Source organism: Spirosoma humi (genome assembly GCF_054776575.1).
The window spans coordinates 163,871-185,344 of sequence record NZ_BAAHBR010000001.1 but is presented as its reverse complement, the minus strand read 5'-3'; the positions used below and the strand labels follow the sequence as shown (position 1 = coordinate 185,344).

The window sequence follows — 21,474 nt, the reverse complement described above, 5'->3', positions numbered from 1 at the left end:
TTGCCATACTGTTGATAGTGGAATAATTAGTTACTACGGAATCTAGTACTATAAGCATCAGATAGGGCCTATTGTTTGGCTTAACCACTGATTTTAATCGTATTAGCCAAGCAACACGCTTACCAGGAAAATATTATTTCCGCCAATCTATTTTTTAGCCTATTTTCTATTGAAAATGCACCATAAGTTGTATACGTTGAGTAGGCAAGCAAAGGCACTTACGGTCGACATTCGTCTACTTGTAGGCCCTGTTGCCAACGGATGCGGCCTCTAACTTAGCGAGTCTGTTACCTCTCAATTGGGTTAGTCCGATTCCTGCCGGGCCACCGTTTTTACGTACCTTGCGGACTTATTTCGCATTAATCGGGTATGATTTGGCACAGTATCTCTTCGTTTATTCTAAAAAATAGGGTTCTGCTTATCCTGGCAGTCTTGCTCAGCACCGGATTTATGGGCTACCAGGCCAGCAAGGTCAAGCTCTCATACGAACTGGCTAAAATATTACCGGCCACTGACCCTGATTATCGATATTACGAGGCTTTCAAATCGCGGTTTGGACAGGATGGTAACGTGATGGTGCTGGCGATTGAAACCGATAGTATGTACCAGCTTGGGTTCTTTAAGGACTGGTATGCCCTGAGCCAGAAAATCAAGCGCATCGAGGGCATCAAAGACGTAGTATCGAATGCAAATCTGTACAACATCATCCGCGACGATTCGGCCCATACCTTTCGTATCCGGCCGCTGGCGCCAACGCTTCTCACGACCCAAACTGACCTAGACAGTCTGAAAGCCCGTATTGCTACGTTGCCATTTTACCGGAACCTGGTCACGGACAGCAGCGGCAAGGCACACCTGATGGCCATTAGTTTTGATCAGAAGGTTGTTAATACCAAGAACCGGATTGCGCTGGTGCGGCAGGTCGAAGCCGTAGCCGATTCCTTCGGCAGAAACCACGCCCTTGACACCCGTTCTGCGGCCTCTCCTTCTGACGGCACGGTTCACATGTCGGGGATGCCGTACATCCGCACCGAATTTTCGGCCAAAGTCAGTAAAGAAATGTTTCTGTTTCTGGGACTGGCTTTCCTGGTTACGGCCCTGATCTTGTTTTACTTTTTCCGCTCCTTAACGGTCGTTTTATCGGCACTCGTCGTAGTCGGCATTGGGGTTATCTGGGCGACGGGCTACATCGTTCTGCTTGGCTACGACATTACCCTGCTGACAGGGCTTATTCCACCCCTGATTATTGTCATCGGGGTGCCAAACGTTATTTTCCTCCTCAATCGGTACCATGAAGAGCTAAACCGAAACCGCAGCAGAGAGGAAGCGCTCCTGATTGCTAGCGAGAAAGTTGGCGAAACGACCTTTTTCGCCAACATCACGACCAGTATCGGCTTCTTCGTCTTCTATTTTACAGGCAGTCCCCTGCTGGTACAATTTGGTCTGGTAGCTTCGCTGGGTATCATGACAACCTATGTCGTATCGCTTATTCTTGTACCCGTCATTTTCAGCTACCTGACAACGCCAACGCCTAAGCAACGCGGGCATTTAGAACGTCGGCAGGTCAGTGGTTTTCTAAGCTGGGTCGACACGCTGGTACGGACCCGCCGGACGGCCATTTATACCTTCATTGCCATCATAACGGCGATTTCCATCGTGGGAGCGCTACAGATCAATCCGATTGGATTCGTCGTAGACGACCTGCCCAAAAACGACCCAATTTATACGGACTTAAAATTTATCGAGAGCCGATTCAAGGGCGTTATGCCTTTTGAAGTCAGCATTGATACGAAGCGGGCCGGTCGGGTGTTAACGCCCCAGACACTTACCAAAATCAAACTACTCGAACGGGAATTTGGCAAGTACCCTGAGTTTACCCGGCCCCTTTCGCTGGTCGAAGCCGTCAAATTCTTTTATCAGGCCTACCGGGGTGGCGATCCAAAATATTACGCCTTGCCCGGCGCGCTCGAATTAAGCCAGCTGGCCACGTATGCCCCTCAGTTGAAAGGAGCTAAAAATGCGGCTGGCGGGCTGGCTTTCAAAGCCTACCTAGACAGCACGTTCCGGTATACCCGGATTAGCTTTCAAATGCCCGATGTAGGTACGGTTCGTACCACGCAGCTCCTGAACGAACTGCAACCCAAAGCGGACTCTATTTTCAATATAGACCGGGCAACGGGCAAACCTGTGGCGGCTGCCGACCAGTACGATGTCCACATCACCGGCAATAGCGTTGTGTTTACGCGGGGCAATGCCTACCTGCTTACCAACCTGGCCGAAAGTACCGTTATGGCTATTTTGCTGGTTTCCGTTATCCTGATCATTCTCCTGCGCGATGTTCGGTTAAGTCTGATCGCGATTCTGCCCAGTGTGGTGCCCTTGCTTGTTACGGCGGGCATCATGGGTTTCTGCGGTATCCACCTGAAGCCATCGACAATCCTGATTTTTAGTATCGCCTTCGGCATATCGTCGGATGGGACCATTTACTTTATCACCAAGTACCGGGACGAGTTGCGAAACCAGAAGATGAACCTGGACCAGGCCGTTTCCGAAACGATTCGGTATACGGGTATCAGCATGTTCTACACGGCCATGATTCTATTTGCGGGTTTCGCCATTTTTGCGGCCTCAACCTTCCAGGGAACCGTGGCGCTGGGTATTCTGGTCTCCATTACCCTACTCATGGGCATGGCCTCCAACCTCATTTTGCTCCCGGCCTTTCTGCTAACGGTCGATAAAAAGCGTAATCAGCAAACGCATAAGATAGTAAAGAGTTAAGCGTCTTCGAGCAACGTATCGAATGAAATAAACTTATTGCCAAAGCGATGCTGAATCCGTTCACGCAGGGCGTCGGCATGGTACTGCTGGTAAGCAGCATAGTCGGCCATGCTGCTAAAATCGAGTTGTACGGAATATGTTGTGCCGCCATTGTCCAGTTCAGTCAGCAACCGTAGAATTTTGTGACTTACAGGTAATTCGGTCGCCATCACCGCTGGCAGAAAGAAGCGTTTCATCCAGCGAAGCCAGTCAGACGCTACCTCATCGGCAACGCTGTATGTCGTATTGTAAAGAATCATAGGTAGTAAACACCCGATTTGCGGTGTAAGTTGACCATTTGGTTGTTTCTTTGCCAAAGAACTAAATTTGCTCGATAAATCACGCTACTCATGTATTCTGGATTACTACACGCCCACTCGGGGCTTCGCTGGATAGCCCTTGTTCTGTTGCTGGCAGCCGTCGTTGTCGCTATTGGCAAATGGCAGGGACGCAGCGGTTACACCGATGGTAACCGTAAATTATATTTATTCACCCTGATTGCGGTCCATACACAACTTCTACTGGGCCTGGCCTTATTTTTTATCAGCCCCAAAGTTGATTTTTCACTGATCAGTGAAAAGCTATACCGGTTCTATACGGTAGAACATACGACGGGTATGCTGATCGCCATTATCCTGGTCACCATTGGCTATTCTCGTTCCAAACGGGCTGCCGATGCGGTCACGAAACAACGCTTGATCGGTATTTTTTATGGATTGGGACTGCTACTCATTCTGGCATCTATCCCCTGGCCGTTCCGCATCATCGGGGCACATTGGTTTTAAGTAGCACTTTCTGTAGTGACAGATTCTGGTAAAGTCCGTAATGGTGCTGGTCATCGTTACGGACTTCACTTTTTTTACTGGTTCGATGAGTGAAAACGGCCAGTATGAAGCCGTTAACAGAAAAATAATCTGAAAATCTTGGCTCTTCAAATAGTTTACGGTCAGCTAATTAGAAAAATTGGCACGACAAAATTCGGCAAGCTGTGTGGAAAATAATCCTCAAACGATAGGTAGATAGCGGGCAATTCAGTACTTTTATAGTACGTAACGTGGATTTGACCTCAATTCTATGATGAGAAAAATGCTCCTGGCAGTATTTTGTACTGTCTCGTTTGGCATCGTTCAAGCACAAACCGTACCTACCGTAACTGACAACCTGACTGACGTATCGACCACAACGTCAAACGAGGCAAGTTTTTACGATCAGATTCCCCTCGTAAAAAACGTCATCAACTACGCCAAAGAGCATCTCTCCATTCGTTACCGCTCCGGGGGTACTACAACCCGGGGGTTCGACTGCTCTGGTTTTACCCGCTTCTGCTTCAATAAATTTGGCATTTCGCTTCCCCATTCCAGTGCTGCTCAGGGAAATGTAGGGGCAGCTATCGATAAAGAATCGGCCCAACCCGGCGACCTCATTCTGTTCAAGGGCCATAGTTCAGGCGGCAATCGGATTGGCCATGTCGGCCTGATTACCGAAGTAATCGGCGATCGAATTAAATTCATTCACTCGGCCTGGAACGGGGGCGTTCGGTATGATTACCTCAATGCAAGCTACTACCAGCATCGTTTTATGGGTATTCGACGCGTTGTTCACTTATTAGCTGAAAAATAAACCGACCTTAACCCTCACTTTTATCTACGCATTGTAAAGCGGCTTTCCAGCCGCTTTACTTTTTTAAGGTCGTTCCGGCACCCTGCTGTACCGCCGTTGCCAGTTCATCAGCATGGCAGATAATTACTTTTGATACACCCTTGTCCAGTGCGTTGAAGGCATTGTCTAGCTTTGGAATCATTCCCTTATTGATCGTACCAGCGGCCTTGTTTTCAGCGTACAGTTCTGGAGTCAGCACGTTAATAACGCTGTTATCATCCGACGGGTCGCTCAGGACGCCTTTTTTCTCAAAACAATAAATCAGGGTTACGGTATTGTGGCAACACATGTCCACAGCAATGGCCGACGCCATCGTGTCCGCATTTGTATTAAGCAGATCACCCGAACGAGAATATGTTATTGGCGCAAAAACCGGCGTTAAACTCTGCCGGAGAAAAAATTGAATTTGCCCGGAGTTCACTTCCTCTATATCACCAACCATACCATAGTCGATGTCTTTGACCGGCCGCTTTTTGGCGAGTACCGTTCCGGCATCGGCGCCTGTCATACCAATCGCATTCACGTCGAGTGCCTGAAGCTTCGCCACAATTTGCTTGTTGACCAGCCCCCCATAAACCATGGTCACTACATCGAGCATGGGTTGATCGGTAATGCGACGGCCGTCGACCATAGTAGTTTGAATCCCCAGCTTTTCGGCCATCTGGGTGGCCACTTTGCCGCCCCCATGAATCAGCAGTTTGGCGCCTGGCAAACCCGAGAAAGCGGTTAAAAATCGTTTCAGAGCCGCCGGATCATCGATGATATTTCCGCCAATTTTTATGACCGTAAGGTTATCCATTTTTTAGAATTTCTTTTAATACTGCCTGAGCCGACCATTCGCGGTTGGCCGCCTGCTCAATAACCAGCGACTGAGGACTGTCGAGCACGGCATCGGATACTTTTAAATTACGGCGAACGGGGAGGCAATGCATGAATCTGCCGTTGTCCGTCAGGTTCATGTCATCCATCGTGACGGCCCAGGAGGGGTCCTGCGTCAGTACCTGCCCGTAGTGCGTATAAGACGACCAGTTTTTCCCATAAATAAAATCAGCCCCGGCAAAGGCCTCACGCTGATTATAGATGACGGGGGCATTCCCAACGAATTCCGGAGCGAGTTCATAGCCAGCCGGATGTGTCACAACAAACTCGATCTTTCCTGCCTGAGCGCGGGCATTCATCCACTCGCAAAAGGAATTGGCAACAGCCTGCGGCAACGGTTTGAAATGCGGTAGCCAGGTCAGCACAACTTTAGGTCGGTCCGTACGTCTTGCTTCCTCAATCGTAATGCAGTCGGCCAGCGATTGCAGCGGATGACGGGTTGCCGATTCGAGATTAACGATGGGAACGCCAGCGTAGGCCGCGAACTGATGCATGACCTGCTCCCGGTAATCCTTGTCCCGATCTTTGAGTTCAGCAAAAGCGCGAATACCAATAATGTCGCAATACCGGCCCATAACCGCAGCCGCTTCCCGAACATGTTCAGCTTTGTCGCCATTCATGAATACGCCCTCTTCCATTTCCAGCCCCCAGCTATCCTGCCCGACATTCATGGTCATGACGTTCATGCCAAGATTCTGGGCCGCTTTCTGCGTGCTTAGCCGGGTGCGAAGGCTGGAGTTAAAGAAAATAAGGCCAATGGTTTTATTTTTGCCCAGCAGTTGGTCGGCAAAGGGATTGGCTTTGGCAGCAAGACCGGATTGAATCAGGGCATCGATGCTGGTGACGTCGGCAAGGGAGAGAAAATTGGTCATTTATACTCGTTAGGTAACTCACTTACCCAGTATGGAAAAAATAGCAACTAAACTACTGGATACGGCGCTGGCGTATCTTATCATTTTCAACCACAGTATGCATATGGGCAAGCTGGTATCCCTCTTTTACTAAGTTTATTATTAAATAAGCGGGTTCATCGGCTTTTATGTTTTGCAAACGGAAATAAACTACACCCGGCGGACGATAACCAAACTTAAAAATCAACGTTCCGTAGTCTCCATCGAACGTAAGAATAATGCGATTTTCTTTAGTAGCGAAATCTGTTACGTCACTATCTGCTATACTAGGCATGTCAAACGCTACATGCTTTATGTCATAACCTAATTCAAGTAAAATGCGGAAAGAGGTAACTGGAAAGTTTTCGTCAGCTAAAAATATCATGATGCCTGACGCAAATTTCCGGCTGGAAAAAAGATCAAATTATCTTTCATCGTCGCATGAACGTAAGCGAAAACCGCTTGCATAGCTTCTTTTGTGAGACGTGGATAGTTATCTAGTAAATCCTGCTCTGACCATCCGTCGGCAAGACGTTCCAATAAAAATTCCACAGAAAGTCGAGTACCTTTGATAACAGGCTTTCCTGAAAGGATACTTTCGTTTGACTGAATATAATCTTGCCAGTTCATAGCCAACAGTGTTTTAACAAAGATAATCGAACAGTAACTTCATACGTTCATTGGTTAAACAGCCTTCGCCTTTTTCGTTTTTACCTTTCCAAAGTTGGTGAAAATTCAATTGCCGTTTAAACAACCTCCGTCTTTAAGCACAGCCGTAATGCTTCCAGAAACTGATCGGCCTCATCGACGCCAATGGCCAGCGACGGCAGCAGCCGAATGATCGTTTTACCCGCTACACCCGTAAATTGCTTATGCTCGAACAACAGCGTTTTACGGAGTGCATCGACCGGAAAATCATACTCGATACCAATCATCAGCCCCCGGCCGCGCAGCTCTTTATAGCCGCCAATCTGACGAATGCCATCCATGAAGTAGTTGCCCATACGCGTCGCGTTTTCCATCAGCCCCTCGTCTTTCATAATGTCCAGTACGGCAACAGCCGCGGTACACGCCAGGTGATTCCCGCCGAAGGTTGTTCCCAACAGGCCATAGCTGGCTTTGAATTTAGGCGAAATAAGTATGCCACCAATGGGAAAGCCATTGCCCATGCCTTTGGCCATCGAAATAATATCGGCTTCGATACCGCTGAACTGGTGCGAAAAAAACTTGCCTGATCGGCCATACCCGCATTGCACACCGTCCAGAATAAGGATGGCCCCCGTTTCATCACACCGCTTGCGGAGCGTCTGCAGAAAATCGTCGGTTGCAACCTGTATCCCTCCTACTCCCTGAATGCCTTCGACAATGACGGCGCAGGTATCGGTCGTGATGCCGGCCAGGGCCGCCTGCGAATCGTTATAGGGCAGAAACGTAACGTGCTGGTTGTAGTTTATGGGGGCCACAATGGCCGGATTGTCGGTAGCAGCAACGGCGCCGGCCGTACGGCCATGAAACGATTTTTTGAAGGCCACAACGTTGGTCCGCCCGTTATGAAACGACGCCAGTTTCAGCGCGTTTTCGTTGGCTTCGGCCCCGGAGTTACATAAAAACAACGCATAATCAGGGTGGTCCGACAGAGCGCCCAGTTTATCAGCCAACTCCTGCTGCTGCGGTATCCGGACAGAATTCGAATAGAACGAAATTTTAGTCAACTGATCCGTCAGGGCCTTCACATAGCGCGGATGCGTATGTCCAACCGAGATGACCGCGTGACCACCGTACAGATCGAGGTAACGTGTACCATCGGCATCCCAGAGGTAGCTCCCCTTGGCGGTAGTGGGTTCAATATCGTATAGCGGATAAACGTTAAAAAGCTCTGCCATTTTCTTGTTAATCTAAGCGTGTCGGACAGGTGGCCCTATCGGGTACTTTCCTATAAATGAGGTGCAAGTTTACGGATAATCAGGCTAAAAAAGGGGGCACAATGCAAAAAGGAAGCTGGAACAGCCTCCCTTTCATTCAGTTTATCGGCCAATCGTTACAGCTCATCAACAAACGAACGAATGACCCCAATGGCGGCTTCGGGTTGTTCGATCATGCTTAGGTGTCCGGCCTGCTCAATGGCAACGACACGAATCTGCCTGGACAGTTCAGCCAGCTGCGCCGTTTTGTCGTATGGAATTAACTGGTCTTCGCGCCCTAACACCAGCAAAACAGGAAATTCTGCATCTCGTAGGACAGCCGTTCGGTCAGGACGGCCGGCAATAGCGTTCATGCCAGCGATAAGCGCTTCGGCTGGTAAGGCCCGGTAGCGATTCACCAACTCCTCGATTTTCTCGGGCGGATACGCAGGAGCTACCATTTTTGGCATCTGTTTCTGTATAAATGGAGCCGTTCCTTCGGCACGTAATGCGTTCATTACCTGCTGCCGGGCCTGCCGTTTTGTGTCATCATCGGCCGTGGCCGTAGAATGATAGAGCACCAATCCCTGCACTAGTTCCGGGTGTTGCGCTGCCAGGGCCAGCGCCATATAACCACCCATCGAATGCCCAACCAGGACAGCTTTTTCGACATTTTCAGCCTGCAGTACGTTGTGTAGTTCTTCTGCGTAGCTCTCGATGGTCGTCAAGGTCGACAAGCGGGCAAAATCAGGTGTCAATACGGCATGATCCAAAACCAAATCGGCGTAGATACTGTCCCAGATGGAAGCATCTACGCCGTGGCCATGGATGAGACAAATAGTGGGTAGTTGGCTCATCAGGAAATGTATGTCTCTATGAATTATTGATAACGCCCAACAGGATGAGTACCAAACCAACGATCAAACCAATGGCTCCGATAACACCCAGTACACTGCCACCGCCCAAAAGGAGTAACAGCAGACCGATGATACCGATAATTACGCCCAGACGAACATTCGAGCTCATGGCCTTTGTTTGATCTGGTGCTACGTGGTTTTTAATTTTTTTGTCGATTTTTTTGAGCATCGCCCGTTCCATCAACGACATTTTTTTCGTCGAAGCAGCGTTTGTAGCAATCTCAGCTTTAGCGCTTGTTGTGGCTAGCATTTCGTTCAACCGTACCATGCGTTTGGCCAGTTTCTTGTTCGAAGCCAGTTTGTTATCATTACGTACGTAAGCTTCTACCTGACTTACCGCCTGTTTGGTCTGGGCAAGCTGTTGTTCAGCAGGGGCTGCCGTCGCAGGAGTTACTGAAACAACTTCAGCAGGTTGGGCAGCAACTGATTCTTCAGCAACCGGTGTAACGGCAGCTACTGCCTGGGGTTGAGCTGATTTAAAATTTTCGCGAGCCGTTGGTTGGAAATAAGCGACCGGACGGCTGCAAGATGAAAGAATGGCGGCACCAATCAGTGCGGTAAAAAGGTTTTTGGAGAACGTACTCATAGTGTATTGGTTTAAAAATTAACGGTTGACATATAATCCTCAACAACTATAACTTCTATAATTTGTTGGAGAGTCCGGAAAAATGTAAAAACTAATTAGCGTATTCAGTGCGAAAGCTTGGTAAAATCCCCGTCAGCCCAGATATTCCGTTGGCTGGCGGGGATTTTAGCCATCACTAAATTGACGATTATAACAAACCGACAAGCAGAATAACAGCCCCTACCAGTACAGCTACCAGACCTACTGTAGCCGCCGTGCCCGATGTTAAAATCAATAGAAGTAAACCGATGATAACCAACACGGCACCAGCGGCCAGTGTACCCGAATTAACCATCGTTTTTTCTGGATTGGCAGGTGCCAGTTGCTTGCTGATTTTTTTGTTCATTTTTTTCAGCATCATCCGCTCCACCAGATTCATTTTTTTAGGCGCGTTCGCTTCGGTCGGTGCCAGAGCGGCTTTGGCCGAATTAGCAGCCAGCAGTGTACGAACTTTATTCAGACGTTTCTGAACCGTCTTGTCGGCACTTAATTTGCTGTCGTTGCGCACCATAGCGTCTACTTGTGCCAGGGCTGTTGTCGTCTGTGCAACCTGTTCTGAAGGTGTCGCTACAGAAGCGGGAGCTGGTGTCTGCGCAACGGCTGGAGCAGCGATTTCTGTTTGCGCTACAGGTTCAGCTTTTGCTGGCGCTGTTGCATAGTGCTCCCGGGCGCTGGGTTGAAAGTAAGCGACTGGACGGCTACACGACGAAAGGACAGCAACACCTAAAAGTGCAGCAGCAATGTGTTTGGAGAACATAGTCATAGTATATGGTTTAATTAGTGAACGTTTGACTTACCATCCTGATGAACTATAACTTTATTCATTTGTTGGCGCGTTGTTCAAAAAAAATAGTCTACTCGGCTTAAATTGGAATGTTTATAAAAATGCCCGGTGGCCCATCGAATCAATTTTGTTCGGCAAAATCCCCTGTGGCATTCGGTATTATTAGCAGCCTTGCCCCTAAATTTCGATTACGGTTATTGGAAAAATTTAAAATTAATACATTGGTTAATAAGCTACTAGCGAATCCCAACAACGGCTTAATACCAGGAAGGCAGTGATCGAAACAACATTCTATCAATAAAATAGACTAGTCTGTAGCTTACTTTTTAAGGCAAAAAAAAATAATTAAAACTTTTAAGCAGAACCGTTTCCTTTCAACGGCGACTCAACCCGAACGGTATATTTGGCATAGTCCGACATAAAAAACAGGCCCGGCTTCTTGATAGAAACCGGGCCTGTTTTCTTAAAAAATCTGTCAATAATCAGGCGACTGAACGGAATTGATGGGTGCCGGATTTGCCGAATTTTTCACGGGCATATTCCAGACTAACGGTTAGTTCAGTAACACCCGTTTGGGAAGGCATCTCGAACATAGCGTCGCTGATAATGGACTCGCAAATTGAGCGTAACCCACGGGCACCCAGCCCATACTGTAAGGCCTGATCGACGATGTAATTCAGAGCGCTGGGATCCCAGTGGAGGGTAATACCCTCCATCTTGAAAAGTTTGTCGTACTGTTTTGTGATGGCGTTTTTGGGCTCTGTCAGGATCTGCATGAGCGCGTGTCGATCGAGTGGTTCGAGGTGCGTCAAGACGGGCAAACGGCCAATGAGTTCGGGAATCAAGCCAAACGATTTCAGGTCGAGCGCCGAAATATAACGCATCAAATGTCCCCGCTCGAAGGTGTCGTTCAGGCGTCGGTCGCCAGAGAAACCAATGGGTCGAGTGTTGATCCGCTTTGTAATATGCCGCTCAATACCGTCAAAAGCGCCACCGCAGATGAAAAGGATATTTTCGGTGTTAAGCGCAATCAGGCGTTGGTCGGGATGTTTACGTCCACCCTGGGGCGGCACGTTCACGACCGACCCTTCCAGCAATTTTAATAAAGCCTGCTGAACGCCTTCACCACTGACATCCCGCGTAATGCTCGGGTTGTCGGATTTGCGGGCAATTTTGTCGATCTCGTCGATGTACACGATACCGCGTTCGGCCGCTTCCACATTATAATCGGCCGCCTGCAACAGGCGGGTTAGAATCGTTTCAACATCCTCGCCAACATAACCAGCTTCCGTAATAACGGTGGCATCGGCGATGCAGAAAGGCACTTCAAGGATTTTTGCGATCGAGCGGGCCAGGTACGTTTTGCCCGTACCGGTTTCGCCAACCATGATGATATTCGATTTTTCGATCGTTACATCATCGTTGGTTTTCGGCTGCATCAACCGCTTGTAGTGATTGTAAACCGCAACGGTAATTGATTTTTTGGCTTCATCCTGACCAATGACGTATTGGTCAAGATGACGTTTCATATCAACGGGTTTGATCAGCTTGATATTGATTTCGGCTGGTTCGCTTTTTTTCGGGCGCATTTCTTCCAGCACCACCTGATGGCCCTGCTCAATGCAATAATTGCAGATATGGGCGTCGATGCCCGACAGGAGCATCATTACTTCGTTTTTGCGTCGTCCACAGAACGAGCAACTGATTTGTGGCATGAACGGTTGCAGAGTAAATAGGCTGGGGGTTATCAGGCTCGGAAAGCGTATTACGCCGACGGCCTGAGTCTGGTTAACGGTTCGTATAAATACTTTGTTAGTCGGAAAGCTAAATTCGACAAAAAAAACGACTCAGGCGAACCTGAGTCGTTGGGTCTTAGCAAAGTTATTAATTGGTTGCCAGAAAAAGTAGTCAGCAGCCCGTTAATACACGGTTAGTGACCAACACGAAAGCAACTTATTCGTTTGTCAGTTACCCGGCATTTGGTCGCTAGGCCGCTCTCTCCCGGCGTAGTACTTCGTCGATCAAACCGTATTCTTTGGCTTCTTCGGCTCTGAACCATTTATCGCGATCAGACGCTTGTTCGATTTCTTCGTACGTACGACCTGAGTGACTAGCTAAAATGCGATACAGATCTTTTTCCAGTTCGAGCATTTCTTTCATCGTCACCTGCATGTCTTTCGAGGTTCCCTGCGCACCACCCGATGGCTGGTGAATCATAACACGGGCGTGAGGAAGCGCCGAGCGTTTGCCGGCAGCACCACCGGCCAGCAGCACAGCGCCCATAGACGCAGCTAAACTTGTACAAACGGTGGCCACATCCGGACGAACATACTGCATGGTGTCGTAGATACCCAGACCAGCGTATACCGAACCACCTGGGCTATTGAGGTACATCAGAATATCCTTTTTAGGATCGGCCGACTCCAGGAAAAGCAACTGCGCTACAATGATATTAGCGATATTGTCATCTACGGGCAGGCCCATAAAGATGATACGGTCAGCCATAAGCCGTGAGAACACGTCTACTTCACGGAAATTCATGGGCCGCTCTTCAATAACCGAGCGGGTCATGTTTTCAACCGAATTATTTTCAATGGCGTGTTTCACATAACCGTCTACAGACAGGCCATTGAGTCCCATGTGATGTACGGCGAAATTGCGGAATTCTTTTTCGTAATTCATAATTGGGTTTACTTCTTGATTTGAAAACCAAGAACGGTTGGTGTAAGTTCGAGAATTGTTTCGTTACAAAATTGCGTTATCATCACGAAAAACCCTGTCAGTTTAGGTTTAGATTTTATCGTTGTTACTTGATATGAGCACTATCACCAATCGTGGTCCGGCAGAAAAAATACGTTTACAACGGCTACAACGCGGTTTATCCCAGGAAAACATGGCCGATCTACTCGGCCTGTCGACAACGGCGTATGGCGATATTGAACGTGGCAAAACGGATCTGACCCTTTCCCGGCTAACTCAAATTGCGACCGTTTTGGCCATATCGCCCCTGACGCTGCTCACCGACGATGCCCTCACGGCACAGGTTGTTGAAGTAAAATCCGACGAACTGGCCAGCCACGAGCTCGAAACACTGCGTCTGGTCGTAGAAAAACAGCAACTCGAACTGGACAAACTTCGCCTGGAAGCCGACTACTGGAAGCGCAAATACGACGACCGGATTGCTATGGAAGTTCTGCGCTCGATGGGCGTCGAGCAGAAACGGGAGCGGATTGGGTTTTAGTTTTTCTCCTCTCTTTACGGCTGAATAAACAAAGGAAACAGAAAGAAATCCGTTATTAATTGCTTCATTTGCTACCTGCGAGATTGCAAAATAATAGATTACACAATGAACGAACACAGTAAAAACTTCCTGTATCAGTACCTTAATAATGCCTCGCCTACGGGTTTTGAATCGTCGGGGCAACAGATTTGGCTCGATTATCTCAAACCCTATACCGATGAATACATCGTCGATACCTATGGCACGGCCGTTGGGGTGATTGGGCCGGGCAAAGACTATAAAGTCGTTATTGAAGCCCACTCCGATGAGATTTCGTGGTTTGTTAATTATATATCCGACGATGGCTACCTGTTTGTCCGGCGTAATGGCGGCTCCGATGCGCTCATTGCTCCGTCGATGCGGGTGAACCTGCATACGAAAAAGGGCGTAGTAGAGGGTGTTTTTGGCTGGCCAGCCATTCACGTTCGTGACCTGGCGAAAGATACGGCCCCTAAAGTAACGGACCTGTTCATCGATGTAGGCGCAGCGACCAAGCAGGAAGTCCTGGAAATGGGTATTCATGTGGGTACGGTCTGCACGTTTACGGATGGCCTGATGGAGTTGAACGACCGGTTTTACGTCGGCCGGGCGCTGGATAACCGCATGGGTGGCTTCATGATTGCCGAAGTGGCCCGGCTCCTGAAAGAAAACAATATAACGCTTCCCTTTACGCTGTATGTGGTCAATGCCGTACAGGAAGAAATTGGCCTGCGCGGAGCCGAAATGATTGCCCGTCGACTCAAACCAGACCTCGCCATCTGCACCGACGTAACGCACGATACACAATCGCCGAAGTACGACAAAAAAGAACAGGGCGATCTGAAATGCGGTGATGGCCCCGTACTTTGCTACGGACCAGCTGTACAGAATAATGTACTCGATTTTCTGATCGGCGTGGCCGAGCAGCAGAATATTGCGTTTCAGCGCCAGGCGGTTAGCCGCTCAACAGGTACGGACACCGATGCATTCGCCTATGCCACCGAAGGTATTGCCTCGGCCCTGATTTCGCTTCCGCTCAAATACATGCACACCACGGTCGAAACGGTTCACATGAATGATGTGCAGAACGTTATCAAGCTTATGTACGAAACATTGCTTGCCTTAAAAGGCAATGAGGATTTTAGATATATAAAGTAAGTGCTTTACCCACAGAGTGGTCCGTAACGGCGGACTGCTCTGTGGGTAAAGCACTTTATTAGCCGTTTCGACGGAAGCCGCCCTGCCCACGTTGTCCTCCTCCGTTTCGCTCCTGAAATGGGTCTCGGGGAGCCGTAACACCCGCGCTGAAGCTGCGTAGGTTGTAGACGAAACTGATCATGAAGTACCGGTTCAGCACACGGCTCCGCACTTCCTCGGTATAGGTGTCGGTTACGTTCCGCACAATGCTCTGATTCTGGTTCAGCAAATCAAATGCCTGAAAGCGCAGTTCTCCCTGCTTCTGCTTGAATAACTGGCGGGCCAATGTGGCATTCCAGAGCGTATACGACTGATTATAGCTGGCCGAGCTACCCCCGTAATGATTATAATAAACGTTCGTGGAAAAGGTGAAGTTGAGCGGAAGCTGATAATAGACATCGAGCGTAACCGTCTGATTCAGGAAGGTTGTATTCTGCTGCGGTTGCAGCGAGTACTTCGCCGACTGCCAGTTGATATTTCCCGACAGATTCAAATCCAGCTTCTCCGTAAAATTAGAACTCAGCCCAACCCCCTGACCAATCAGCCAGTTTTTCGCCTGGTTTGACTGGTTATTGATAAAACTTGTTCCCTGGTTAAAGGTCATGTTGGTCGATAAATTCAGGTTCGTTTTCTGCGCACCCAGTTTGAGCGGTCGTCCGAATACCAGCGAGCCGTTCACGGTATAATAGCCATTGGTGTTTATGGGCCTGGTTGTTTGCGCACCCGATCGGTCGAATACCGTTGAATTGACAATTTTGTTATTCGTTCGGCTAGCGTTCAGAAAGACGAACATGTTCCGGAAGGTTGCCGCATCAAACTGATTGTAATTCAGGGATAACGTATGGCTGTATTCCGGTTGCAGGTCGGCATTACCAACCTGAATGTTCAGCGGATTGGTATTGTTGAGCACAGGCTGCAACTGGTTTACCGACGGCGCGTTGATCCGGGTTCGGTAGTTGAACCGAAGCCTTCGGTTTTTGGCAAAATTGTAGGTCAGCAACGCATTGGGCAACAGATTCGAAAACGTTCGGTTGAGGTTTGTATCCCGGCTGAGGTTATCGGAGTTGAGGCTTGCCTGCTGAGCATCCAGCCCGAACGCGTAGGTATATTTCAACCGCTTCGTTTGCCAGGTCAATCCGCCCCGATTCGTTACGTAGTCGTTCACGAAGCTGTTGCTCAATTGATTATTCAGGAGATCATACTGGTTCGTCAGTCCATTAAAATCGTTTACGGCCCGGTCTGATGTGTTATGATTGTTGGACAGATTGTAATGAAATTCAAGCGTTTGACGCATCGACAGTGGTTCTGTATAACTCACATTGACGGTGTTGGTCATGGAGTTCGTTTGCTGATTGTTGCGCTGATTGATGGTCTGCGTCGTGATGCCCGTTAGCGTATCTTTTGTGATGACGCCCGACGTCAGGCTGGTCGATGAGCCGTTAAACTGGTTGACCGACTTATTGATCCCTTCATTGTTCTGATCGTTGATCGCGATGTTCCAGTTAACCGAAAAGCTCCGTCCTTTTTTCTGGAATTTGCGAAAAAACAACAGGGAATTATTGCCGGTAAAGCCACTTCCGTTTGAGTTGTAGTTCGTCAGGCTCGAATTGGCCATAACGCCCTCATTCGTCATGGTTCTGGCTTGACTCTGATTGGTATACGTTGATGTTAGCCACGACAAACTCGGAATGACACGAATCGTCGTCATTGAATCAAGTCGATAATCGAGCCGAAGGTTGACCCGCTGATTCGTATTGGTATTGTCGGAACCATTGGTTTGATCGCGGATAAAGCCAGCATCCGGTCGTGTGACGACTGTACCCGCGGTACCACTGGGAATCACGTTTTCCCGGTGGCTTTGCTGATCGGTGAGGGTGTTGGTATTGCTGGCGTTGTAGCTGCTGACGACGTCGATCTTTTTGCCCCAGCCATCGCGGTAATTGATGCCAGCCGCCCACGATTGCGTAATAGCGTTGCTGCCCACCTGACCGGCACCATTGCCACTGCCGCCACCGGCTCCGCCACGAACCGCATTGCTACCACCACCGCCACCCTGCCCCTGACCGGCTCCGCCAAAGTTATTGCCAAGACCCAGATCCGAGGCCGTAAACCCCTGTTGGTTAACGTTATTCGCCATGCCCAGCATTGAAATTTGCTGGCCATTATTGAAGCGATTCAAACTTACCCGACCTGAATATCTCGCATCATCGCCCGGCTTCGGACCAGCGCCAATACTCTGCTGGCCAAAGGAACCCTTGCGCTTATCTTTTTTAGTGGTGATGTTAATGGTTTTTTCCCGGTCGCCATCGTCCACGCCCGAAAAAGCCGACTGCTCCGATGCCTGATCGAAGAGCTGTACTTTGTCGATAATATCGGCGGGCAGGTTTCGCGTCGCCATTTTAGGGTCATTGCCGAAAAATGGTTTCCCGTCGACCAGCACTTTGGTAATGGCCTGCCCCTGTGCTTTTACGTTACCATCCCGATCAACTTCTACGCCGGGTAATTTCTTCAACAAATCCTCGACCTGCGCATTGGGCCGCGTTTTAAACGAACCGGCGTTGAATTCCAGGGTATCTCCTTTCACGGCAATGGGCGCCCGCTCACCCTGAACCGATACTTCCGTAAGCGTTTGCGATTGCGCCACCAGATCGATGGTACCCATATCAGTTGCTGGGGTAGCGCTACTCACCGAAACGCGTTTAGCTCGGCTACGGTACCCTACATACGACACCAGCACCCTGTATTGCCCCTCGCTAACTTTAGGGAACGAGAAGCGCCCCTCCCCATCGGTAATACCAAACGAAACCAGCGACGAATCGCGGGCCAGCAGCAAGGATACCGACGCTTCGAGCAGTGGTTTTCGGGTGAGTGAATCCACCACCTGTCCGCGAAGCGTACCCGGCGACTGGGCCAACGACCTGTTCATCAACACAGTACAATGTAAAATACATACGATACTCCAGAAAAACCACGCTGGCATAGTTTGTCTTTTCATCTTGAATGGAGAGCCATACGGTCTGTTTTTCATGGCATGTTCTTTAGTTTGCTTATCCCGGGCTACGTCTGTTTTCTGCGGTGCGTGAAGATCGGAACGCTGACCGCACGCACCGCAGAAAACAGCATCGAACGGCCTTATGACGAAAAAATCATTAATTCGTTTAATTACGCATTGGCATGTTCTGCATCATTTTCTGGCGAAAATCGGCCATTCCTTTCCGACGTATCTGTTCCATTTCTTCAGCCGATACACTTTTGGCCGCTTTGGGAGGCTGTACGCTCGCTTCGCCTACGGTCTCCAGCGAGACACCCGTTGCCTTGTACGATTCGTTGTCCGATTCGATTTGCATCACAACGCCTTTGGGCGGTGTCAGGTCAGCAATGGGCGAGTAGGTAAAGGGCAGATCGGTGGTGTACCAGACCGTATAAGTTTGTTTCCGGCGGGTAGCGGTTCCTTTATGACAGACATACCCCGCAATTTTTTTGGTTTTATCGCTCGGTGTCCAGTCAACAGCGGTTGGCATGGGTTTCTCGGAGCGGTACATCTCCGTAACCGTCGAATCTTTTTTGACAACCAGCACATCGATACGCTGGCGATTGGCCAGATCCAGATACGTCTGCTGCTCGAACGGTGGCGCCATACGGGCAGTTTGTGGCCGCCCCTCGCGGGAACCACCCATTCCGCCATCGCCCATGCTCCGGCGCATCATCATTCCCTGCGGGCGATCCCGTTCTTCTTTAGCCATGGTACCGGAAAACACCAGTTTTTGGGTGAACGATATTACTTCCGGCATTCCTTCGGGCGCATCGGGGGCACCGGCACTACCCGGCTGTACCTCCTGACCGTTAATGACCATCCGCATTTGTGAGCGGTCGATCTGGCGCATACCTTCGTAGGTGATCTTACCCGACGCGGGTATCTGTCCGTACAGCGTCGTGGCGCAAAGGCCAGCAGCAAGCAGGGCAATTATGTAGTGTTTCATCGAAATAAAGAGTAAGTAATCGGTGGCTTATTCTCGTTATACAGGCATAACCTTCTGTTTGAATGAAGGATCGCAGCAGTAAACGTTGCATTAATTTGAGAACTCATCACCAAAAGTTTCTTAAAGGTTGTTAAATAGGGTCTGAGTCGCCTTTTTTGCTGGCTGAATGTCCGTCTATGCATCCCAAACGTATTATTTCGCTGGTGCCCTCGCAAACCGAATTGCTCTTCGACCTTGGGTTGGATCAGGAAATTGTGGGTGTCACAAAGTTCTGTATTCACCCAGCCGATAAAGTAAAACAGAAGGCACTTATTGGCGGCACCAAGACCCTCAGGCTGGACCGGATTCGGGAACTTGCCCCTGATCTGATCATTGCCAATAAGGAAGAAAACACCCGCGAACAGGTCGAGGAACTTCAGCATCAGTATCCTGTTCATGTCACGGACATGACGACCCTGCCTGATGCCTTGCGTATGATTCGGGAGGTGGGTTCACTCGTTGGCAAAAGCCGGGAATCGGAAGCGATGGCTACCCGAATCGAGCGGGATTTTGCTCCCGTATACGCGGTATCCCGGCCAAACGTTGCCTACCTGATCTGGCGAAACCCGTATATGGTAGCCGCAAGCGACACGTTTATCGATGCCATGCTGACGGTAGCTGGCTTTTCGAACGCGTTTGCCGACCAAACCCGCTATCCGGAAGTCACACCCGATGACCTGCAGAAAGCTCAGCCGGACCTTCTCTTTTTATCGTCGGAACCCTACCCTTTTGGCGAGAAACACAGAGCAGAATTACAGCAAATTTGCCCATCGGCGCAGGTGTTGCTGGTGGACGGCGAAGTGTTTTCGTGGTACGGTAGCCGGTTGTTGCGAGCGTCCGACTATTTTAGGAACTTGCGTCATCAAATTGCCCAGGATCCTGTATGATCACCGACATCTCGCAACTCGACCCCAAGGGCAGATATACATACGCCGACTATCTGAAATGGCAGTTCGACGAAAGCGTCGAACTGATTAAAGGGAAACTGTACCCCATTTCACCTGCGCCCAGACGAGCGCATCAACTGGCTGTCAGTCATTTGTTGGTCGATATAAGCAATTATTTAAGTGATCAACGCTGCCAGATCTACACAGCCCCCTTCGATGTACGGTTACCGATCCGGAATGAGCGCAAGCCCGACCAGTTGCATACCGTTGTCCAACCCGATCTTTGTATCATTTGTGATCAGGCTAAATTAGATGACAGCGGCTGCTTAGGAGCACCCGGCTGGGTCATTGAAATAACGTCGCCCCGCACAATCAAGAAGGACTTCAACGAAAAATATAAACTCTATGAGCAATCGGGCGTGAAGGAGTACTGGATTGTTGTTCCGAAAGAAAATATCGTTCACGTCTATGTGCTGGAGAACGGAGAATACGCGTTGGTAGATATTTATGAATCAGGCGATATTCCCAGCCAAACCTTCCCTGAATTAGCTATTCGTTACGAACGAATCTTCCCCTAAATGACTCGACAGCTAACCGACGACACCCTTTCCGTTGCGTCTATCAATTTGCTTTTATTTGTAGCCCAGCAGCAGGGAGCCGACGCGGATGCCCTGGCGCGTGCCGTGGGTATCAGCCCGGAACAGCGACGGGACCCCGACGGGCGCGTACTGATTCGGCAAATACAGGCGCTCTGGCGGGAAGTAATCGCGGCAACCGGCGACCCTGACCTGGCATTACGACTTGGCGAACTGATAAATCCGGTAGCGATTGGGGTACTGGCCTATGTGATGATGCACAGTCCCACGCTGGGAAAGGCGTTTGATAAACTCTGTCACTATCAGGATATCGCCTGTGAAGGTATCCGGACAACCGGCAAACTGGTGCCGTCTGCCACATCGGAGCCGCAGTTCATGCTATCGCTCGAAATAACCAGTGCCGACATTATTTACCCACAGCACGCGCTCAATTCCGAATTGTCAATTTACCTGGCGGCCATGCGCGCCTTGACCGGGCATCGCGTTGAGGCCACAGAGGTTCGGTTTGCCTACCCAAGGCCCGTCAATACAACGGTACACGAACGGGTCTTTTCGCCAGCTAACTTACTATTCGACGCGCCGGAGACAGCCATGATCCTGAACGCGAGCCTGCTCGATCTGCCGGTTCTGAACGCCAGCCCAACGCTGTCAATCCTGTTCGACAAGCACGCCAACGATATTCTCAACAAACTCAGAACACCGTCGCTGAGCAGTCGGGTGAAATCGGAAATTATCGCCCTCATGAAAGGCGAAGAGCCCACCCTGGCCGCCGTTGCCGAGCGCCTGGCAATGGGTGTACGAACGCTCCAGCTTCATTTGAAAGAGGCCGGCACCTCCTACCAGCACTTGCTCGATGATACCCGTAAAGAGCTTGCCATCGGGCACTTGCGCGAGCCAACGATGAGCACAACCGACATCGCTTTTCTGCTGGGATTTGCCGAACCGAGTGTCTTTTTTCGTTCCTTCAAAAAATGGACCGGTCAGACACCGGGTGCTTATCGACAGGCGCAAGCGTAGTATCGCGGACTTCCGGACTGGAAGTCC

Annotated in this window: 21 protein-coding genes; 8 read left to right on the top strand and 13 right to left on the bottom strand. The window is 49.6% G+C overall.

What is annotated here, in order from left to right; all coding sequences use genetic code 11:
• The first annotated feature begins 369 nt into the window (after window positions 1-369).
• A complete protein-coding gene (locus ACYU8Y_RS00795) occupies window positions 370-2,778 on the top strand; it encodes an efflux RND transporter permease subunit (RefSeq protein WP_460933200.1) in 2,409 nt (802 codons plus the stop codon).
• Here the strand turns inward: ACYU8Y_RS00795 and ACYU8Y_RS00790 are convergent.
• Window positions 2,775-3,077 (bottom strand): DUF4286 family protein, encoded by a 303-nt coding sequence (locus ACYU8Y_RS00790; RefSeq protein WP_460933198.1) that lies wholly within the window; start codon window positions 3,075-3,077, stop codon window positions 2,775-2,777. The two genes, ACYU8Y_RS00795 and ACYU8Y_RS00790, sit on opposite strands and share 4 nt — an antisense overlap.
• 90 nt (window positions 3,078-3,167) lie before the next feature.
• Between ACYU8Y_RS00790 and ACYU8Y_RS00785 the strand changes: the two genes are divergently transcribed.
• Together ACYU8Y_RS00785 and ACYU8Y_RS00780 are read left to right on the top strand one after the other, a co-directional pair.
• Complete coding sequence (locus ACYU8Y_RS00785; protein WP_460933196.1) at window positions 3,168-3,602, top strand: cytochrome B; 435 nt, start codon at window positions 3,168-3,170, stop codon at window positions 3,600-3,602.
• 289 nt (window positions 3,603-3,891) lie between these two features.
• Window positions 3,892-4,437 carry a C40 family peptidase gene (locus ACYU8Y_RS00780; protein ID WP_460933194.1) on the top strand — a complete coding sequence of 182 codons (546 nt, stop codon included), beginning with the start codon at window positions 3,892-3,894 and terminating at the stop codon, window positions 4,435-4,437.
• A 55-nt stretch (window positions 4,438-4,492) separates the two neighbouring features.
• Here the strand turns inward: ACYU8Y_RS00780 and argB are convergent, their stop codons facing one another.
• The 10 genes from argB to ACYU8Y_RS00730 all read right to left on the bottom strand — a co-directional run bounded on the left by argB (window position 4,493) and on the right by ACYU8Y_RS00730 (window position 13,154).
• A complete protein-coding gene (gene argB / locus ACYU8Y_RS00775) occupies window positions 4,493-5,275 on the bottom strand; it encodes an acetylglutamate kinase (protein WP_460933192.1) in 783 nt (260 codons plus the stop codon).
• The gene (locus tag ACYU8Y_RS00770; RefSeq protein ID WP_460933190.1) at window positions 5,268-6,227 is read right to left on the bottom strand and encodes an N-acetylornithine carbamoyltransferase; all 960 of its coding nucleotides are present in this window, start codon (window positions 6,225-6,227) and stop codon (window positions 5,268-5,270) included. Before ACYU8Y_RS00770 ends, argB begins: the two co-directional genes overlap by 8 nt.
• A 52-nt stretch (window positions 6,228-6,279) precedes the next feature.
• Entirely contained in the window at window positions 6,280-6,630 is a 351-nt protein-coding gene (locus tag ACYU8Y_RS00765) for a DUF5615 family PIN-like protein (protein ID WP_460933188.1), read from the bottom strand.
• Window positions 6,627-6,875, bottom strand: a complete 249-nt coding sequence (locus ACYU8Y_RS00760; protein ID WP_460933186.1) for a DUF433 domain-containing protein — start codon at window positions 6,873-6,875, stop codon at window positions 6,627-6,629. The genes ACYU8Y_RS00765 and ACYU8Y_RS00760 overlap by 4 nt, the downstream gene beginning before the upstream one ends.
• 116 nt (window positions 6,876-6,991) lie before the next feature.
• Complete coding sequence (locus tag ACYU8Y_RS00755; RefSeq protein WP_460933184.1) at window positions 6,992-8,128, bottom strand: aspartate aminotransferase family protein; 1,137 nt, start codon at window positions 8,126-8,128, stop codon at window positions 6,992-6,994.
• A gap of 155 nt (window positions 8,129-8,283) precedes the next feature.
• A complete protein-coding gene (locus ACYU8Y_RS00750) occupies window positions 8,284-9,003 on the bottom strand; it encodes an alpha/beta fold hydrolase (protein ID WP_460933182.1) in 720 nt (239 codons plus the stop codon).
• Window positions 9,004-9,019: 16 nt separating this feature from the next.
• The gene (locus tag ACYU8Y_RS00745; RefSeq protein ID WP_460933180.1) at window positions 9,020-9,649 is read right to left on the bottom strand and encodes a hypothetical protein; all 630 of its coding nucleotides are present in this window, start codon (window positions 9,647-9,649) and stop codon (window positions 9,020-9,022) included.
• Between the two features lie 187 nt (window positions 9,650-9,836).
• A complete protein-coding gene (locus tag ACYU8Y_RS00740) occupies window positions 9,837-10,451 on the bottom strand; it encodes a hypothetical protein (RefSeq protein WP_460933178.1) in 615 nt (204 codons plus the stop codon).
• 503 nt (window positions 10,452-10,954) lie between these two features.
• Window positions 10,955-12,187 (bottom strand): ATP-dependent Clp protease ATP-binding subunit ClpX, encoded by a 1,233-nt coding sequence (clpX, locus tag ACYU8Y_RS00735; protein WP_460933176.1) that lies wholly within the window; start codon window positions 12,185-12,187, stop codon window positions 10,955-10,957.
• 271 nt (window positions 12,188-12,458) lie between these two features.
• Complete coding sequence (locus ACYU8Y_RS00730) at window positions 12,459-13,154, bottom strand: ClpP family protease (RefSeq protein ID WP_460933174.1); 696 nt, start codon at window positions 13,152-13,154, stop codon at window positions 12,459-12,461.
• A gap of 133 nt (window positions 13,155-13,287) precedes the next feature.
• Between ACYU8Y_RS00730 and ACYU8Y_RS00725 the strand changes: the two genes are divergently transcribed.
• Complete coding sequence (locus tag ACYU8Y_RS00725) at window positions 13,288-13,713, top strand: helix-turn-helix domain-containing protein (protein WP_460933172.1); 426 nt, start codon at window positions 13,288-13,290, stop codon at window positions 13,711-13,713.
• Between the two features lie 105 nt (window positions 13,714-13,818).
• A complete protein-coding gene (locus ACYU8Y_RS00720; protein WP_460933170.1) occupies window positions 13,819-14,889 on the top strand; it encodes a M42 family metallopeptidase in 1,071 nt (356 codons plus the stop codon).
• A 58-nt stretch (window positions 14,890-14,947) separates the two neighbouring features.
• Here ACYU8Y_RS00720 and ACYU8Y_RS00715 read toward each other — a convergent pair whose 3' ends face one another.
• Together ACYU8Y_RS00715 and ACYU8Y_RS00710 are read right to left on the bottom strand one after the other, a co-directional pair.
• Window positions 14,948-17,854: an outer membrane beta-barrel protein gene (locus ACYU8Y_RS00715; protein WP_460933168.1), complete on the bottom strand. Its 2,907-nt coding sequence runs from the start codon at window positions 17,852-17,854 to the stop codon at window positions 14,948-14,950.
• 232 nt (window positions 17,855-18,086) lie between these two features.
• Entirely contained in the window at window positions 18,087-18,908 is an 822-nt protein-coding gene (locus tag ACYU8Y_RS00710) for a GLPGLI family protein (RefSeq protein ID WP_460933166.1), read from the bottom strand.
• Between the two features lie 176 nt (window positions 18,909-19,084).
• Here ACYU8Y_RS00710 and ACYU8Y_RS00705 point away from each other — a divergent pair, with 176 nt between their 5' ends.
• Genes ACYU8Y_RS00705 through ACYU8Y_RS00695 form a run of 3 tightly spaced genes read left to right on the top strand, consistent with a single transcriptional unit; the run spans window position 19,085 to window position 21,447 of the window.
• The gene (locus ACYU8Y_RS00705) at window positions 19,085-19,834 is read left to right on the top strand and encodes a helical backbone metal receptor (RefSeq protein WP_460933164.1); all 750 of its coding nucleotides are present in this window, start codon (window positions 19,085-19,087) and stop codon (window positions 19,832-19,834) included.
• The gene (locus tag ACYU8Y_RS00700) at window positions 19,831-20,412 is read left to right on the top strand and encodes a Uma2 family endonuclease (RefSeq protein WP_460933162.1); all 582 of its coding nucleotides are present in this window, start codon (window positions 19,831-19,833) and stop codon (window positions 20,410-20,412) included. The genes ACYU8Y_RS00705 and ACYU8Y_RS00700 overlap by 4 nt, the downstream gene beginning before the upstream one ends.
• Window positions 20,413-21,447 carry an AraC family transcriptional regulator gene (locus ACYU8Y_RS00695; protein ID WP_460933160.1) on the top strand — a complete coding sequence of 345 codons (1,035 nt, stop codon included), beginning with the start codon at window positions 20,413-20,415 and terminating at the stop codon, window positions 21,445-21,447.
• The last annotated feature ends 27 nt before the right edge of the window (window positions 21,448-21,474 follow it).

Excerpts from the sequence above, each read along its gene's own strand:
- ACYU8Y_RS00795 (WP_460933200.1), top strand. The coding sequence starts at position 370 with ATGATTTGGCACAGTATCTCTTCGTTTATTCTAAAAAATAGGGTTCTG.
- ACYU8Y_RS00790 (WP_460933198.1), bottom strand. The coding sequence starts at position 3,077 with ATGATTCTTTACAATACGACATACAGCGTTGCCGATGAGGTAGCGTCT.
- ACYU8Y_RS00785 (WP_460933196.1), top strand. The coding sequence starts at position 3,168 with ATGTATTCTGGATTACTACACGCCCACTCGGGGCTTCGCTGGATAGCC.
- ACYU8Y_RS00780 (WP_460933194.1), top strand. The coding sequence starts at position 3,892 with ATGATGAGAAAAATGCTCCTGGCAGTATTTTGTACTGTCTCGTTTGGC.
- argB (WP_460933192.1), bottom strand. The coding sequence starts at position 5,275 with ATGGATAACCTTACGGTCATAAAAATTGGCGGAAATATCATCGATGAT.
- ACYU8Y_RS00770 (WP_460933190.1), bottom strand. The coding sequence starts at position 6,227 with ATGACCAATTTTCTCTCCCTTGCCGACGTCACCAGCATCGATGCCCTG.
- ACYU8Y_RS00765 (WP_460933188.1), bottom strand. The coding sequence starts at position 6,630 with ATGATATTTTTAGCTGACGAAAACTTTCCAGTTACCTCTTTCCGCATT.
- ACYU8Y_RS00760 (WP_460933186.1), bottom strand. The coding sequence starts at position 6,875 with ATGAACTGGCAAGATTATATTCAGTCAAACGAAAGTATCCTTTCAGGA.
- ACYU8Y_RS00755 (WP_460933184.1), bottom strand. The coding sequence starts at position 8,128 with ATGGCAGAGCTTTTTAACGTTTATCCGCTATACGATATTGAACCCACT.
- ACYU8Y_RS00750 (WP_460933182.1), bottom strand. The coding sequence starts at position 9,003 with ATGAGCCAACTACCCACTATTTGTCTCATCCATGGCCACGGCGTAGAT.
- ACYU8Y_RS00745 (WP_460933180.1), bottom strand. The coding sequence starts at position 9,649 with ATGAGTACGTTCTCCAAAAACCTTTTTACCGCACTGATTGGTGCCGCC.
- ACYU8Y_RS00740 (WP_460933178.1), bottom strand. The coding sequence starts at position 10,451 with ATGACTATGTTCTCCAAACACATTGCTGCTGCACTTTTAGGTGTTGCT.
- clpX (WP_460933176.1), bottom strand. The coding sequence starts at position 12,187 with ATGCCACAAATCAGTTGCTCGTTCTGTGGACGACGCAAAAACGAAGTA.
- ACYU8Y_RS00730 (WP_460933174.1), bottom strand. The coding sequence starts at position 13,154 with ATGAATTACGAAAAAGAATTCCGCAATTTCGCCGTACATCACATGGGA.
- ACYU8Y_RS00725 (WP_460933172.1), top strand. The coding sequence starts at position 13,288 with ATGAGCACTATCACCAATCGTGGTCCGGCAGAAAAAATACGTTTACAA.
- ACYU8Y_RS00720 (WP_460933170.1), top strand. The coding sequence starts at position 13,819 with ATGAACGAACACAGTAAAAACTTCCTGTATCAGTACCTTAATAATGCC.
- ACYU8Y_RS00715 (WP_460933168.1), bottom strand. The coding sequence starts at position 17,854 with ATGAACAGGTCGTTGGCCCAGTCGCCGGGTACGCTTCGCGGACAGGTG.
- ACYU8Y_RS00710 (WP_460933166.1), bottom strand. The coding sequence starts at position 18,908 with ATGAAACACTACATAATTGCCCTGCTTGCTGCTGGCCTTTGCGCCACG.
- ACYU8Y_RS00705 (WP_460933164.1), top strand. The coding sequence starts at position 19,085 with ATGCATCCCAAACGTATTATTTCGCTGGTGCCCTCGCAAACCGAATTG.
- ACYU8Y_RS00700 (WP_460933162.1), top strand. The coding sequence starts at position 19,831 with ATGATCACCGACATCTCGCAACTCGACCCCAAGGGCAGATATACATAC.
- ACYU8Y_RS00695 (WP_460933160.1), top strand. The coding sequence starts at position 20,413 with ATGACTCGACAGCTAACCGACGACACCCTTTCCGTTGCGTCTATCAAT.